This is a genomic window from Nocardia carnea (assembly GCF_029868325.1).
GTDB lineage: Bacteria > Actinomycetota > Actinomycetes > Mycobacteriales > Mycobacteriaceae > Nocardia > Nocardia carnea_C.
In genome coordinates, this window is record NZ_JARWNW010000108.1 from 13,639 (window position 1) to 29,060 (window position 15,422).

At 66.0% G+C, this 15,422-nt stretch carries 14 protein-coding genes and 1 pseudogene; 8 read left to right on the forward strand and 7 right to left on the reverse strand.

Annotated features, from left to right (window positions below; all coding sequences use genetic code 11):
* Positions 1–101: 101 nt before the first annotated feature.
* Entirely contained in the window at positions 102–2,855 is a 2,754-nt protein-coding gene (locus tag QH196_RS07665; protein ID WP_280415058.1) for an AAA family ATPase, read from the forward strand.
* Positions 2,856–2,880: 25 nt separating this feature from the next.
* Here the strand turns inward: QH196_RS07665 and QH196_RS07670 are convergent, their stop codons facing one another.
* Positions 2,881–3,744 (reverse strand): helix-turn-helix domain-containing protein, encoded by an 864-nt coding sequence (locus QH196_RS07670; protein ID WP_280415059.1) that lies wholly within the window; start codon positions 3,742–3,744, stop codon positions 2,881–2,883.
* A gap of 174 nt (positions 3,745–3,918) precedes the next feature.
* On the opposite strand from QH196_RS07670, the gene QH196_RS07675 reads away from it, so the two are divergent.
* On the forward strand, positions 3,919–4,773 hold the full coding sequence (locus QH196_RS07675) for an SDR family NAD(P)-dependent oxidoreductase (protein ID WP_280415060.1): 855 nt from the start codon (positions 3,919–3,921) through the stop codon (positions 4,771–4,773).
* 126 nt (positions 4,774–4,899) lie between these two features.
* A complete protein-coding gene (locus QH196_RS07680) occupies positions 4,900–5,844 on the forward strand; it encodes a DUF3048 domain-containing protein (protein ID WP_280415061.1) in 945 nt (314 codons plus the stop codon).
* 57 nt (positions 5,845–5,901) lie between these two features.
* On the opposite strand, the gene QH196_RS07685 is transcribed toward QH196_RS07680, so the two are convergent.
* The 5 genes and pseudogenes from QH196_RS07685 to QH196_RS07705 form a co-directional block, all read right to left on the reverse strand.
* Positions 5,902–6,279, reverse strand: coding sequence for a VOC family protein (locus QH196_RS07685; RefSeq protein WP_280415062.1), 378 nt, complete (start codon positions 6,277–6,279; stop codon positions 5,902–5,904).
* A gap of 337 nt (positions 6,280–6,616) precedes the next feature.
* The gene (locus QH196_RS07690; protein WP_280415063.1) at positions 6,617–7,087 is read right to left on the reverse strand and encodes a DIP1984 family protein; all 471 of its coding nucleotides are present in this window, start codon (positions 7,085–7,087) and stop codon (positions 6,617–6,619) included.
* Between the two features lie 171 nt (positions 7,088–7,258).
* Entirely contained in the window at positions 7,259–7,750 is a 492-nt protein-coding gene (locus QH196_RS07695; RefSeq protein ID WP_280415064.1) for a hypothetical protein, read from the reverse strand.
* A 332-nt stretch (positions 7,751–8,082) separates the two neighbouring features.
* Positions 8,083–8,280, reverse strand: a complete 198-nt coding sequence (locus QH196_RS07700; RefSeq protein ID WP_348538055.1) for a DUF4352 domain-containing protein — start codon at positions 8,278–8,280, stop codon at positions 8,083–8,085.
* A gap of 59 nt (positions 8,281–8,339) precedes the next feature.
* Positions 8,340–9,380 (reverse strand): annotated as a pseudogene (locus tag QH196_RS07705) (DEAD/DEAH box helicase); the annotation flags it as partial.
* A 116-nt stretch (positions 9,381–9,496) separates the two neighbouring features.
* Here QH196_RS07705 and QH196_RS07710 point away from each other — a divergent pair.
* Positions 9,497–9,676, forward strand: a complete 180-nt coding sequence (locus tag QH196_RS07710) for a hypothetical protein (RefSeq protein ID WP_280415065.1) — start codon at positions 9,497–9,499, stop codon at positions 9,674–9,676.
* A 194-nt stretch (positions 9,677–9,870) separates the two neighbouring features.
* On the opposite strand, the gene QH196_RS07715 is transcribed toward QH196_RS07710, so the two are convergent.
* Positions 9,871–10,725 carry a DUF4352 domain-containing protein gene (locus QH196_RS07715; RefSeq protein ID WP_280415066.1) on the reverse strand — a complete coding sequence of 285 codons (855 nt, stop codon included), beginning with the start codon at positions 10,723–10,725 and terminating at the stop codon, positions 9,871–9,873.
* 421 nt (positions 10,726–11,146) lie between these two features.
* On the opposite strand from QH196_RS07715, the gene QH196_RS32500 reads away from it, so the two are divergent.
* From QH196_RS32500 to QH196_RS07730, 4 genes are all read left to right on the forward strand, one after another.
* A complete protein-coding gene (locus tag QH196_RS32500) occupies positions 11,147–11,653 on the forward strand; it encodes a DUF3048 domain-containing protein (protein WP_432279448.1) in 507 nt (168 codons plus the stop codon).
* 38 nt (positions 11,654–11,691) lie between these two features.
* Positions 11,692–12,351 carry a Crp/Fnr family transcriptional regulator gene (locus tag QH196_RS07720; RefSeq protein ID WP_432279449.1) on the forward strand — a complete coding sequence of 220 codons (660 nt, stop codon included), beginning with the start codon at positions 11,692–11,694 and terminating at the stop codon, positions 12,349–12,351.
* Between the two features lie 49 nt (positions 12,352–12,400).
* The gene (locus QH196_RS07725; RefSeq protein ID WP_280415068.1) at positions 12,401–13,141 is read left to right on the forward strand and encodes a hypothetical protein; all 741 of its coding nucleotides are present in this window, start codon (positions 12,401–12,403) and stop codon (positions 13,139–13,141) included.
* A 128-nt stretch (positions 13,142–13,269) separates the two neighbouring features.
* Positions 13,270–15,381, forward strand: coding sequence for a hypothetical protein (locus tag QH196_RS07730; RefSeq protein WP_280415069.1), 2,112 nt, complete (start codon positions 13,270–13,272; stop codon positions 15,379–15,381).
* The last annotated feature ends 41 nt before the right edge of the window (positions 15,382–15,422 follow it).

A 15,422-nucleotide genomic window follows, 5' to 3' on the forward strand; every position in this document is an offset into this window, starting at 1 on the left:
CGCGTCCGGCACCGTTCGGGGCCAGCTGCTTGCGGGGTGCGGGGTGGAGCTTCTGCTGTGGGAGTATCCCGCACCCGTTCGACGTGCCGACGGGAGGGACGATGTCTGCGAGGGTTCCGGGACGCGACCGTGAATGCGAACAGCTCGACGAGTTGCTCCGCGCCGTGCGTGCCGGGCACAGTCGCGCCCTGGTGATCCGGGGCGAACCCGGTATCGGTAAAACGCGGATGCTCGAGTACCTGGCCGGTCGCGCATGCGGGTTCCGGATCGCTCGGGTGACCGGGATCCAATCGGAAATGGAGCTGGTGTTCGCCGGCCTGCATCAGCTGTGCTCACCCATGACGACCACAGTGGACGCGCTGCCCCCGCAGCAACGTGCGGCGGTCGCCGCGGCGCTGGGGCAGGGCGGTGAGCCTGCTCCTGATGGTTTCCTGGTGGCGCTCGGTGTCCTCGGCCTGTTGTCGGAGGTGGCCCGGGAGCGGCCACTGCTGTGTATCGTCGACGATGCCCAGTGGCTGGATCAGACGTCGATGCAGGCGCTGGCGTTCACCGCCCGCCGCTTGGTCGCCGAATCGGTCGCTGTGGTTTTCGCGGTCCGGTCGCCTCCCGGCGGTGTCGAGTCCGATCCGGTGGAGCCCGCCGGTGTACCGCAGCTGCTGCTCACGGGGTTGAGCGACGACGATGCCCGCGCACTGTTGCGTGCGACGATGCCCGGCCCGTGGGACGAGAAGGTGCTCAGCCGGGTCGTCGCCGAAACCCGCGGCAATCCGCTGGCCCTGCTGGAACTTCCGAAGACGGCGAGTCCGGTGGAATTGGCCGGTGGGTTCGGCCTACCGGCCGCGCGGGGTGTGAACACCCGGATCCGGGCCGCGTACCTGCGGCGGGTAGCCGCTCTGCCATCGGAAACCCAACGGTTTCTGCTGATCGCGGCGGCCGATCCGACCGGCGAGCCCGCGCTGCTCTGGCGCGCCGCCGACCATCTCGGAATCCACCTCGGCGCTGGTGAGCCGGCCGTCGCGACCGGTCTGGTGGAGATCGGGTATCGCGTCGGGTTCGCCCACCCGCTCGTTCGGTCCGTCGTCTACTGGGCGGCCGAGCCCGAAGCCCGGCGCGACGCCCACCGCGCCCTGGCCGCGGCAACGGATCCGCATACCGATCCCGACCGCCGCGCCTGGCATACCGCCCACGGTGCCGCCGGCCCCGACGAAGCCGTCGCGGCGGAACTCGAGCGTTGCGCCGTGCGCGCCCGCGTACGCGGCGGTCTCGCCGCAGCCGCCGCGTTCACCGCGCGGGCTGTCGCGTTGACACCCGACCCCCGGCGCCGCCGCGACAGAGCACTGGTCGCCGCCCGCGCGAACCACGAGGCGGGAAACCCGGACACTGCCCTCACTTTGCTGACACTGGCCGACACCGGCCTGCCCGACGACCGGTTACGCGCGGAAGCCGAGCTGGTGCGCGCCCGGATCGCCTTCGCCACCGACCGCGGTATCGCGGCGCCCGCCCTGCTGCTCGATGCTGCGCGCCGGCTCGCCGTGCACGACGCGGACAGTGCCCGGCAGACCTATCTCGAGGTGATCGACGCCGCGATCTTCGCCGGTCCCAAGGCGTACCGCCGTGGACAGTACGAGGCCGCCGTCGCGGCTCGCGCCACCGAGGCACCGCCCGTTGCGCGTCCGGCCGATATCCTGCTCGACGCATTGGCCACCCGGATCCTCGACGGGCACACCGCGGCCGTACCCGCTCTCCGGGATGCGTTGCACGCGTTTCGCCGATCGCCGCTGTCCCCGAACGAGGCATTGCGCTGGCTGTGGCTCACGTGTGTGACCGCTGTGGGCCTCTGGGACGACGAGACCCTGTCCGAGCTGAGCATCCGCAATCGGGAACTGGTCCGAGCCACCGGGCGAGCTTCGGCTCTCCCCATCGCCCTGACCCTGCGCAGCGTCGTTCACATTCTCCACGGCGAACTCGCCGAGGCCGAATCGCTGGCGGCGGAGATCCGGACGGTCTCCGAAGCGGTTTCCGCGGCGGCCCCCGTCTATCCCGCACTCCTCGTCGCCGGCTGGCGCGGCCGCGAAGCCGAATGCCTCGAGCTCAGCAGACGCGCGGACGAAGGGGAGCAGCGCCGGGGCGAAGGTATCGGTCCGGTGGTCGGCGGCTATGCGCGCGCCGTCCTCTACAACGGCCTGGAACGGTTCGCCGAGGCCGCCGGGGCCGCGCGGGCCTCGAACGAAGAGTATGTGCAACTGGAGGTGGGCATCCCGGTCTGGTCACTGGTCGAATACATCGAGGCCGCCACCCGCATCGGCGCTACCGACCGGGCATTCGACGCCCTGGTCCGGCTCACCGAGGTCACCCGCCCCAGCGGGTCCGACTGGGCCGTGGGTGTCGAGGCCCGATCGCATGCCCTGATCAGCCACGGACCGGCGGCCGAAAACCGTTACCGCGCGGCACTTTCGCATCTGGCCGGCACCCCGCTGCGCGGCGAACTGGCCCGCGCCCACCTCCTCTTCGGCGAATGGCTGTGCCGTGAGCAACGCCGCCCCGCCGCCCGTGAGCAACTGCGTACGGCTCATGAAATGTTCACCGCCATGGGCATGGCGGCTTTCGCTCGCAGGGCCGCCCGCGCCCTCGTCTCGACCGGCGAGAACCTCCGCGAACACCCCGCAGAGGTCGGCAACGACCTCACCACCGAGGAGGCGCAGGTCGTCGAACTGGTCCGGGAAGGGCTCACCGACCGGGAAATCGGGACTCGCCTGTTCATCAGTCCCCGTGCGGTCGAATGGCATCTACGCAACGTCTACCCCAAACTCGGCCTCCGTTCCCGGCGCGAGCTCGAGGCCCGGCGGCCGCGGTGAATGCGGCCGGTCGACGGTGTTCACTTCAGCGGGTCCGGGTGGCATGCCCCGGCACCGACCAGCTGGCAAGCATGCGGATCGCCTCCCGGGACGCGCTACCCGGTTCGGTCGTGTACACGTACAGGGTCTGGTCCGGATCACCCGGCAGAGTGAGTGTCTCGTACTCGACAGTGAGTTCGCCGGCCACCGGGTGACGTAACCGTTTGGCTCCGTGGGTGCGTTGTAACACCCGATGTTCGCGCCACCACTGCCGGAATTCGGCGCTCTCGCTGCTCAGCTCCTCGACGAGGGCGCGCCCGGCCCGATCGTCGGGATTGTTGCCCACCTCGAGCCGCAGGCTCTCGACTGCGGCGCGGGCCTGCAGTTCCCAGTCGGCGAACAGGGCTCGCGGCTCATCGCCGAGGAACATCCAGCGGGCGTAGTTGCGCTGTGTGGCGGGCATGGCGGCGAAGTCGGTGAACAGGGCGTTGGCCATCCAGTTGCTCGCCAGTACGTCGGATCGGTTGCCGAGAACGAGGGCGGGGAGCCCGTCGAGGGAATCGAGCAATTGGTGGACCCCGGTGCGGACCCGCTGCACGGGGACGCTGCGCCGAGCCTGGCCGGTGGCAGGCCGTCCGATCAGATGGCCGAGGTGTGCCCGGCCGGCGGCGTCGAGATCGAGGGCGCGCGCGATGGCGTCGACGACACCGGCCGTGGGAGTGATCCGGCGTCCCTGCTCGAGCCGGGTGTAGTAGTCGGTCGATACCCCGGCCAGCAGAGCGACCTCCTCGCGGCGCAGACCGGGCACCCGCCGGATCCGGCTATCGGTCGGTAGGCCGGCGCGGGCGGGATCGATCTGGGCGCGGGCGCGCCGCAGGAAATCGGCCAGTTCCCGATTCGGCTCGCTCATGGTTCGGATTATCCCGGACCAGGTACGGCTGTGCCTGGGTCGCGCCGTCCTACGTTCGTCGATCCCAGGTCCGGCTGGGCTGGATATAAGGCTCTGAGCAGCGGGAATGTCCACCAAAATGGGGTCAGTGCGGGCCTCGGCAGGAGGCTCGCAGAGCGAAGGAGTGAACGAAGAATGACCGCATCCGCACCCGCCACCTGGTTCGTGACCGGCACCTCCCGGGGGCTCGGACTGGAACTGGTGAAGCAACTGCTCGACCGTGGCGACAATGTCACCGCCACCACCCGCAGCGCCGAACGACTGTATGCCGGGCTGGCCGGAGCCGACACCAGCCGGCTGCTCGTACTCACCGTCGATCTCGCCGACGAGACACAGGTGCGCGATGCCGTGCGGCATACGCTCGACCGCTTCGGCGCAGTGGACGTGGTGGTGAACAACGCGGGCTACGGCTATCTGGCGGCCATCGAGGAGGTATCCGACAGCGCGGCCCGGCAGATGTTCGACATCCAGGTCTTCGGGGCATGGAACGTCCTGCGCGCGGTACTGCCGCATCTGCGCGCTCGCCGCCGGGGCCATATCGTCAATATCTCGTCGATCCTCGGCCTGACCACGATGCCGGGCTGGGGCCTGTACAGCGCGGGGAAGTTCGCGCTCGAGGCAATGAGCGAAGCGCTGGCGGCCGAGGTCGCCGATGCCGGGGTCCGGGTCGCTCTGGTGGAGCCCGGCTACTTCCGGACCGATTTCCTCACCACCGATTCGCTGGCGCTGCCTTCGGTCACTACGGACGGTTACGAGCCGATCCGGGAGATGACCCGCGATCATCTGGCGCTGCAGGGCACGCAACTCGGTGACCCGGTGCGTGGCGTCCACGCGATCCTGGAACTGGTCGACCGTGGTGACGGGCCACTACGCCAGGCTCTCGGCTCCGACGCGCACGCGTTCGCATCGGCGAAGGTGGAGTCACTGCGTGCGGACCTCGAAACGGGTAAGGATCTGGCCATGAGCACTGATTTCCCGCAGTATCTGTGAGCAGCGCGCAGCCCACGGCATCGTCGACTTGGACCAAGCGTCCACCGGGGGCAGAAACCTCATCCAGCGGCCGGCTCGTCCGCCATCGAGTGCGGCGTAGGATTGCGGGCGGTAGAGGTTGCCCCTATGCAACAGCGATGGTGGGTGTGGACAGCCGCGTTCCTGACGACACTGGGGATGTGCGCGGTGGTCGCGTGCGGTGGTGGCACCCGAACCGACCGCGCTCCTCCCGTCCCGGGCACAACCTCCCCGGTAGGGGAGCCCGTGCTGGTCGCGAAGATAGACAACAGTCCGCAGGCACGGCCACCGGTAGGGCTCGAAGCCGCCGATGTGGTCTACGTCGAACCTGTCGAGGGTGGTTTGAGCCGGTTGGCCGCCGTGTTCTCGACCCATCAACCCCCGGTGATCGGACCTGTCCGCAGCGCGCGGGAAACGGATCTGACGCTGTTGGCGCAGTTCGGCAATCCGACGCTCGCCTCCTCCGGTGCCGCACCTGAGCTGCTTGCCTCCGTCGATCGGTCCTCGCTCCAGAACGCCTCGGCCGAGCGGCTACCTACCGCGTACTTCCGCGACTACAGTCGCGCCGCACCGCACAACCTGTTCGTCCGCTCGGAACAATTGCCCGAAGGCGGCGACTGGCCGCAGGCTGCGCAACTGCATTTCGGTCCGACGCCGCCCGGTGGCGAGCCCACGCAACATCAGGAAGCCCGGTATCCGGCCACGGTGATCGGTTTCGACTGGTCACCCGGCGACCACCAGTGGCTGATATCCATGGACGGTGCCGCCTACACCGGTGCCGATACCGGACGGGTCATGGCGGGTACGGTCGTGCTGCAGAGCGTGCCGGTGTCCAACTCGGCTATCAGCGACGTCGCAGGCAGCGTCTCACCGCTGGCCGAGACGACCGGCAGCGGTCAGGCACTCGTACTACGGGACGGTCAAGCGTTCCCGGCCGAATGGTCCCGGCCCTCCCCATCTGCAGGCACGACCTATACATCCCCCACCGGCACACCTATCCCGTTTGCGCCGGGGCAGGTCTGGACAGTCCTGGTTCCAGCACAGCTCTGGTAACCGCGACGGCGCTGCCTCCACCAGTCCTCTACACCGACGGCAGGATCCCCCCGCGGCTCAGTGCATGGCCGGAGGATCGTATTTGGGCTGGTAGACGGTGATCTCCCCGGCTCCCGGAACCTTGACGCCCACCGTGAAACCCCAGCTCTGCTCCGCCGGCGGACCGGTGAACTCGGCGCCTTTCGCGGACAGTTCACTCATGGTCGCGGCGAGGTCGTCGCACATGAACGACACATCGAATCGTTGGTCGGTGACGCCCACCTCGCCCTCGTACTCCCACGAGCTGGAGTGTGCGCCGAGCTCGCTGGGGCCGGTCTCGAAAATCAACCATCCGCCCCCGGTATCGACCCCCGGCAGCCCGAGCACATCACGGCAGAAGGCGCGAGCGGCCTCGGGATCTTCGCAGTAGATCAAGGTGTGCAGCCCGGTGAGCATGGGCCGAGCGTACTCGCGTACACACGCCTCCGGCCCGACCCGGAGTTATGCGTTGTGTCGCCACTGCCGGACTGCCGAAGCGGCAGTCCAGGCCGCTTTCGCCGCGGCGTCGATATTCGAGTGGAGTACCCCGTTCCCGCCCTCGCCGTCGCGGATCCGCACCCGGTTGTGTGATGTGCGCTGTGCACTTTCACCTGTGCGCATTGCTGGGCTGCGATGTGGGTAGGGGAGTCGAACCCCTCGCACTGCCCTCCGTGCGCCAGGAGGTGACCGAATACCCGTCGGTCCAGCGGGTCGGTGCGCGCCTCCGTGCCGGCTACCTGCTCCACTACTCTGCTCAGTCCAGGAGGTCGACCTCCCAATTGGCCCGCTGGATCCGGACATCCAGTTCACGCAGTTGCGCGGCGAGCCCATCGGCCCGGGTTCGCAGTTCTGCGACCGGTAGCGCGGACAGGATCTTCAACTCCGACCGCAACTGCCGTGTGTAACCGCCGCGGTTCTTGCCCGCAGCAGCGTCCGCGGCGTCGGTGATCACCGAATGCTGTAGCCGGAGTGCGTCCCGGCGGGCGAGTGCATCGGTCAGCGTACCGTCCGCACCGATAGTCGTGGCGGCGTTGGTGCGGTTGATCCGACGAACCAGTACCTCGTACTCCGCGAGTACCGCGCCGGCTTCTTCGAGCAACGCTGCGGCATCCTCGGCGGGTTCCTCGCCCTCCTGGTACCGGGCGTTGCCCACGATCCGGGCACGCAATTGTTCGACACGGCGCGCTGCGTCCGCACGCAACGACAGAGCCTCTGCCAGCTTCATTTCCCCCTGCTTTCGATCTCGGCCACGAGCTGTCGATTATGGCCTGAGGCCTTCGGGGAATCCTATTCGGTACAAGCGCGCGCTGCTGCCGTTCGTACCCATAGAGGTGCTGAGTGCGAAGACAAGTGAAGCCGCACTGCGGTATCCGCGAGTGCGGGCGACCACGACGGATCATGTATCGAACAACTGGAGATGCACGAACCGGGTCGACAAGTCCCGTTCGTCCACAATGATGTGCCGGTTGACCGATTTGCCCGCAGTGTTCCGGAAGGTATCCGCCGCCCTCAGAACCATCGGCGAGGTCTCCAGCGGGGGACCCGCGATCGTGGTGTCGGTGACGTTGGACGCCTTGGTCAGCGGCGTAGAGAATTTCGACCCGGCCAGCAGCTGCTCGAGACCCTGCGGATCCGTCGACACCGCCAGCCGGTAGAGCGTGTCGATCCCGTTCTCGGTTCCGGCGTCCAGCACGGTGGCATTCGCCGGTATGACTATTCCGGCGAATTCGTAAGCTTCCCTGACGATATCGGTGGTATCGGCAACCCGGCTCGTTTCGGTCCGTCGGCCGATGTCCCGGCTTTCGCTGCCGCACCCGGTAGTTCCGACTACCACGGCTACGAGAGCGGCCAGAGCACCGGCCGTTTTCCTCCGGCGGGTACTGTCCATGATCTTCCTCCCCGGCTGGGATCAATGCTCTCGCGCGGCACGCCGTGCAGGTCCACCGTCGTCGGCTGTCGCCCGTAGTGCTGTCAGAGCCTCGACGGACAAACGCGGATCGACCGGCCGAGGGGCGGGATCAACCACTCCCGTGAGAGCGAAGTCGGGGACATATCGGTGATACCACGCACCGTGTTTCAAGATAAAACGCTGGACGACATCGTTGTTCGGTGTGAGCGTTGTTGAACGCTGCTGGCCGTCGACCTTCTTTCCGAGGTGACGGGTGTGGTATATCAGGCAGCCAGAAGAGGAATGTGTCGCGGGGCGGTCAACTCGGCGTGTCACTGCACCGCGACCTGGACGCCGCCGGAGAACATCGAATCGTGGAACTCCAGGGCGGCCGCCCGGGTGCCGACCGGGACGTCGAAGGCGAGGATCACGGAGAACTTGTTGCCGGGGTTGATTTCGGAGTGCACGTCGTCGTTGAGGTAGATCTCGGCCTCGGTGTCGTTGGTGAATTCGCGGCCCTGGGCGTCGATGAGTTTCTGGTTGCTGCCGAAGTAGGACTGCGGCTGGTCGCTGGTGTTGGTGACGTGCGGCGATCCAGGCCGGTGTCACGATCCGCCAGCCAGTCCGGCAACTCGACCCGGGTTTCCTCGATGAGCGATTCTTTCCCGAACACCTCACCGAACACCGTATGGGCGAACTCGAGCATGGCCGTCGGTTCACCCCCACCGCCGAGCGTCGCCGAGGTGGCCACCGGAGTGATCCGGCCCAGCGGCCGCGCCCGGTCCCCGTCGGTCCAATACGACTTCACAGCCAACCCGAGCCGCCTCAGCAGCATTGCGACATCGGTGCCCTGGGCGCCGTCGTAGGTATGGAACTCGTCGAGCACCACATACTGCAACGAATCCGCCGACTGCCGCCACATCGCGGCCCGGTCGGGGCGCAGCAGCAGGTGATCGAGCATCTTGTAGTTGGTGAGCAGGATATCCGGCGGCGAATCGTGCATGAGCCGCCGATCGGTGATCAGCCCCTCCGCCGACACCAGCGTCCGCCCGCCCGAGCTCTGCTCGCCGGTGTACAGGCCGGCGGTGACACCCGACAGCTCCGGATGCGCGCTGATCAACCGCGCCAGCCGCTGCTCCTGGTCCTTGGCCAGCGCATTCATCGGGTAGATGATCAGGGCCTTCATCCCGGCAACGCCCTGCTTCTTGGCGCGTACGACATGATCGAGAATCGGGATGAGGAACGACTCCGTCTTACCGGAGCCGGTGCCGGTGGTCACCAGCGTCGGCTGGGGCCGCGCCTGAAATTTGGTCGACAACCGCTCGAACGCCTTGGCCTGATGGCCGTACGGTACGAACTTGTCCGGCAACCAATCCAGGTGCATACCCCAGTTGCCGCGCGCCGGTGCGAAGGGCAGACGTAACCGGACGTAGGGGCCCTTGAACATGCCGTCCCGGGCGTCACCGACGAAATCGGTGAGCGCGGCCTGGGTATCCGGATCGGTGAGCGCGAAGGTGGTCGCGAGGTAATCGGTCAAACCTTCACGCAGCCGGTTGGCCTGCAAGGTAGGTAGGAGAGCCCCACAGATGCTCCTGAGTTGTCGGTCGACGCGGCGAGACGGGCGGATCATGCAGCCCGCTGACCAGTTATTTCGCCGTCGGGCATCTTTTCGGATGTTAGCCCAGCTCGCTCTGGCATGCCGTTGATGTGCGATCACCCAGAAGCTCGGCCGAACTGGATCGGCTGATGGACAAGCACAACCTTCTTCAAAACAAGCACATACCGTTGCGATTCCCCATTCAGAAGTTTCGCTCGGCCATGGAGATAGCGACCAGCGTGGACCCGGATATGTCGGCAGGGCGGGTCGGCCCCGATCCGTCCTCTGCGCTTCCGCTGCTGGTTCAGATGATGACCGGCGAACCGTAGCGAGAGCTTCCCCTTGATCGTCGACGTCGGGCGAGCCGGCGAGACCGATCCTGCAGCGTGAGACCGTAGTACTCGACGTCGTAATCACCGTTGCGCTGGATCCCCTTAGCTGCAAGCCATGGCCGTGACCACGTTGGGCCTCCGGCGAACCGGTCGGCGGAGGCCCTGCGGGTGGTCCGGTCGTCCGGAAGCGCTCAGTTCACGGCGACGAATACCTTGTCGGAGAACATTGTGGGTTCAACGGCAAGAGTGCCTTGGGTCGCCGATGCGGCAGGCACTGTGAAGACCACGTTGCCGGTGGTCGATGCTCCCTGGAACAGGGGGCTGAGTGTATCGAGTGAATCGGGAGCGACGACGCTGTTGTCGTAGGAGTTCACGGTGTTGCCGTCGGCAGTCACGTACGTGATCGTCGTGAAGGGCGTTTCGCCCTGTGGGTCGGAGCCGGTGTAGGTGATGGTGACGTCGGCCAGGAGATACTGGGAGCCGGCAGGGGGTGGATCGTTGAACGTGTTCTCCTCGGCGACAGCGTCGTTTGCGTCGGGTGTGACGCTGTTGACGGTCACCTGCCAGTCGCCTTCGGTGATCACCGATCCCAGTGGGTACGGGTTCGTTCGGGTGCCCTGATCCGCTGAGGTGTCCTGGTCCCCGGCGTCGAGGTCGGCTTCCTGGGCGGGTGCGCCCGGGGTGGCAACGGATACGTCACCGCTGCCGAAGGACTCCTCGAACGCATCGGAGACCACGGCGAAAAAGACGATGAAGCCGACGACCGTACCGACGACCGAAATGATGATGGCGGCAACGCTGGTGCCCTTGGTCTTACCGGCCTGGCACACGCCCACGATGCCGAGAATGAATGCGATCGGCAGCAGGATCCAGCCGACGAGCAGAGCCCCGGGGATGCAGGCGAAGACGAAGCCGAGGACGGCCACAATGACCGCGATGAGCCCGATCGTGTTTCTCTGTTTGTTCGGTGCTGCCGGTGGGCCCGAATAGGGGCCGGTAGGCGATGCCGGAGGCATCGGTGGGGGTTGAAGGGGAGGGCTGGTCATGGTTGCGCACCTCGGGTTGTGTCCGCAGCTATGCGGTGGGTTCGGTCAGCACGATTCGCGCTGTGCAGTGGTAATAGCGGCACGTGCGGCGCACGTTACAAACCGGCAGGTTTGAAAATGTAACTATTGGGTAATGGGCCGGGACATCGCTCCGGACCGACACCACAGTGATCAACCCACTGCGTGGCCGGCGTGACGACGGCATCGGCCGATGCGGCATACAGGCCTCGTCGTCCGCCGGCCGGCTCGACCACTCCTGGGCGAGTCGTATGCGGCGTAGGCTGGGGTGCGCGTCAGAGGTTGCCCTATGCAGCAGCAATGGTGGGTATGGATTGCGGCGTTCCTGACGACTGTGGGGATGCGCTGTTTTCGTCTGCAGTAGCGGCACCCGGCCCGAGCGCGCTCCTTCCGTACCGGGCTCATGCTCCCGGGTTGGGGTGCCCGCGCTGGTCGCGAATGTGGACAACAGTTCGGAGGCTGGCCACCGGTCGGGCTCGCAGCCGCTGATGTGGTCGATGTGGAGCCGGTCGAGGGTGGTGTGAGCCGATTGGCCACCGTGTTCTCAGCCGACAAACCCCCGGTAATCGGCCCCGTCCGAAGTGCGCGGGAAACGGATTTGACGCTGTTGACACAGTTCGGCAACCCGGTGCCGGCATCTTCTGGCGCGCACCCGAGTTGGTCGCAGCCTTCGACCGATCTCATATACAGAACGCATCGGCCGAGCGGGTGCCTGCGGTGTGTTTCCGTGATGCCGGGCACCGACACATGGGGCCGCACGAGTTCTGCTACAGCAGCGGATATTTCGAGCACAAGACATCGAATTCGACTCGGCCACAGCATTCGCCATGCTCCATCGACGTCGATCGATTACGCTGTCGCGAGGTCATCACCGTTGAGCACGGTGGCTCACAAGGGGGAACAACACTGAATTCCGACGCTCTACCTCATTTCGACAGTGAGCGGCTACTGAAAGCGGGTACGCGGCAGCATTGGCCGAGGGGAGCGGTACTGCTCCACGAGGGCGACCTATCCGACAACGTCTTGGTGGTCGAACAGGGTTGGGTCAAAGTGAGCTCTTCTGCACCGAGCGGAAAACAGGTTGTCCTGGGTATTCGTGGTCCCGGGGATCTGCTCGGCGAGCTCAGTGCCGTCGACGGGGGCCCGCGGTCGGCGACGATCACCGCGATCTCGCCGGTGGTCGTCACCACCGTACAGGGTACAGCTTTCCGTGCGTTGCTGGTCGACGACGGCGCCCTGGCATTCGAACTGTTGCGTACGGTGGTGGGCCGGCTGCGGGAGGCCGACGTACACCGCCTCGACTACGGTGCGTACTCGGTCACCGAACGGCTTGCCCGGCTACTGCTCGAATACGGCCGGCGGTACGGGCGTACCGATACGGATCGGGTGGTGATCGTTCTACCACTGACCCAGACCGAATTGGCCGACGCAGCGAATGCTTCCCGGGAAGCGGTCGCCAAGGCATTCAGAAAACTGCGCATGCTCGGTGCTATCAGGACAGCTCGTCGCTGTGTAGAACTGCTGCGGCCCGACCTGCTCGCCGAAGTGGCAGAGGGTCTGCGTCCGAATGTGTATTCGGACGCAGACACGGGTGTTCCGAACCGGTAGACCTGGGAACTGCCGGATCCGCGGGGTGTCATACAAATCAGGAGAAGTCATGTCCGAACCCACGCATCGTTCCATTCTCGTCGTAGATATCGAGAATTCGGAGTCGTTGACCAACGTGCAGGTCGAGGCGGCGCGCTCGGCGCTCTACCGCATCATCGACCGCGCGATACAAGGTGCCGAAAGTATGGTAGCTCAGGAGGATCGCGGAGACGGAGCGATGCTCGTACTCCAAGTTCCTGTGCTGGATGTCCTGGACCGTGTTGTCGGCGCCATGCTTACCGGCGTCCGCGAACACAACGGTGCGGCAGGCCCGCTGAACTGGCTGCGAGTGCGTATTGCGGTGCACGAAGGTTACGTCGGCCGGGATGCCAACGGATGGTCGAGCGATGCGGTGACTGCGACATTTCGAATGAACTCTGCGCAGCCTGTCAAGTACGCGCTGGAGCGTGCCCCGCGTGCGGATGCCGTGGTGGTGGTGTCGGATTCGGTTTTCAGCGGGCTGGTCCGGCACGGGTACCGGGATAGCGTGACACCGGATGAATACGGGAGCGTCACGATGTCTTCCAAGAGTGGTGACCGCCGGATCTGGGTTCGTGTACCGGGATACCCCGAACCCCCGTTGCCGCCCAGTGAGCCGTCGGAGCCGACGCCCTCCGATCGCCGCGCCGACGCGTCGGACACAGCACGGCCGCGCTGGGAGGCGAACACCATACGCGCCGAGAACTTCATAGGTGGCAATGCTGTTGTCGATACGCAGGTGGGGCGCGACAACATCCATCGCGGATCATGAACGGCGCCGATCCCGAGCCATACCGGTCTGATCGGAAGGACGGTGCTGCCGCCGCGGATGCTCACGGCGACTCAACGGACTCGCCCGGCCAAGCCGGCGATACCGGTCGGAATTCTGGGCAGGCCGGCGTGGGGATCCCGGCCGAACCGTCAGAGCCGTCCGATACCACGGAAGACGAGCGGCTCGAGGAAACCCGGGTAGCCGCCACGAGCATGTCCGATGCGGTCGCCGCACTGCGCGGCTTTCCGGCCGGTGCGAGGCATGTGACGATCCACGCCACCAACTTCATCGGCGGTGATGCCACCATCGGCACCCAAGTGGGCCGGGACAACATCGGAAACGCTACAGGCGGACGACCCGTGGCACGTGGAGAGGTTGCCACCGAGCGTCTCGCGCATATCGAGCGGGTCTTCGTGGAGCCAGCGCGGTTCGAGGATATTCGCCGTATCCTCATCAGTCAGTCATTACTGCTACTGCGTGCGCCCCAGGGGTGGGGCCGTACGACTTCCGCGTTGCGCGCATTGGACGAGTGCTGCTCGGCACGTGTCTACACTCTCGAGCCGGATGTGGAACTCCGCTCACCGAATATCGACTTCGCCCCCGACACCGGGTATCTGATGGAATGGTTCGGTCCTGATCAGGCCGGTCGGTTGTACCGGTTCCATCTCGACCAGCTGAGTGGCGCACTGCGCGGTCAGGGTTGCCGGATGATCGTTCTCCTCGATGCGGCCACCGAGCTTTCACCCGATTTGGGGGAATTCCTTCTCGACGGGGGTGCTCCGGCAGGCGTAGCCGAAGTGGTCCACAGCCATGTGCGGTACCACCTGAACCGCGATCCGGCGGACCTATTGGACCATCCGGAGGTACGCCGGCTCATCGAGCGATACACGAAAGAACGACCGGCTGCGCGCACTCTCGCACAGCTGGGCAAAGAGCTGGCCGACACCGAGGCAGAAGCTGGCGATATCAGCGAGGTCATCCGTCGTCATGACACGGCGATCGGCACGGAGTTGCGGCAGTGGTTCGATGGGCAGCTCAGCGCGGAGGCTCGGGCGTTCACCATCGCACTGGCCGTCTTCAACGGGATGCCCGTCTACATGGTGTCCGATGCCGCTCGCCTGCTGGCCCGCGTGATCGCCGGCGCAGAGGAGCCCGACCGTACACCTGCGTGGCCGGTATTCGGCTCACGGAACAGTGAGCTCGTCGCTGTCGCGCGAGCGAGAACGCGCCGGTCGACCGAGAACACCATTTACGGTGAAATCCCCGTCGATATCGTCGAATTCACCGACCCGAACCTTGCCCCCGAAATACTCGCCCTGGTGTGGCGGGAATATCACAGCGCCCACGAGCTGGTGCGCGAGTGGCTGCACGCACTGGGCTGTAGCCCCGATCTCCGGGTAGGTACCCGTGCCGGGGTCGCGGCGGGCTTGCTGTCGATATTCGAATTCGACCATGCGCGTACCAAGCTGATCGAGCCCTGGGCACGCAGCGGTTCCCGATACGGCCGGGCTGCGGCAATGGCCGCGTTGCATTTTCCGTTCTTGTATTCTGATCTGGCGCCGTTGGTTTCCCGCATGCTTGCCACCTGGTTGAAGCGCGACCAGCCCTTGGCGCTGCGCGTTACCGCTGCCCGGGCCCTGGGCAGCGAGATCGGGCAGGCCATGCCGGATACCGCTGTGCGACGGCTACGGCGTGCGGCGAAGAGCAACCGAGTGTCTCTCCGTGTTGCGGTGTCGTTCTCGATGGCGCAGCTGTTCTGGTCGGATGGACTCACCGATCGTATCCTGGTGGAACTGCTGCGCTGGACCGAGAGCTCTGCCAAACCTCAATTGCGCGACACCGGGTTGCGGTGTGTGCTGGATTTGTGCCGGTACCGCTCGGTACCAACCGAAAGCAGCGTGTACGACTGGCCGGTGACGCTGTGCCTGACCGGCGCCAACCGGGCCGCAATTGTCACGCTCTTCGGCCGACTCCTCCGCACTCCCGGCCACCCGCCCGATACGTATGCCGAAATCCGAGCGTGGGTGGCCGACGCCGAGGAAGACCCGGCGATGCGAGAACCGCTCGCACGCTTCCTATCGGATCTCGGCAACGCCGTGCAGGACAGCGAGATCCTGCCGTATTACCTGCGGGAGTGGGCGGCCGAGCCCCGCGGCCCTCGGCGGGCAGCCCAGGAGATTCTCACGATCCTCGGTACATCGGAACGATCCGACTCGAAACAGCTCGATTTGAAGGGATAATCAGAATGAATGCGAGCCCTCCGGATGCATTGGTCCGATAC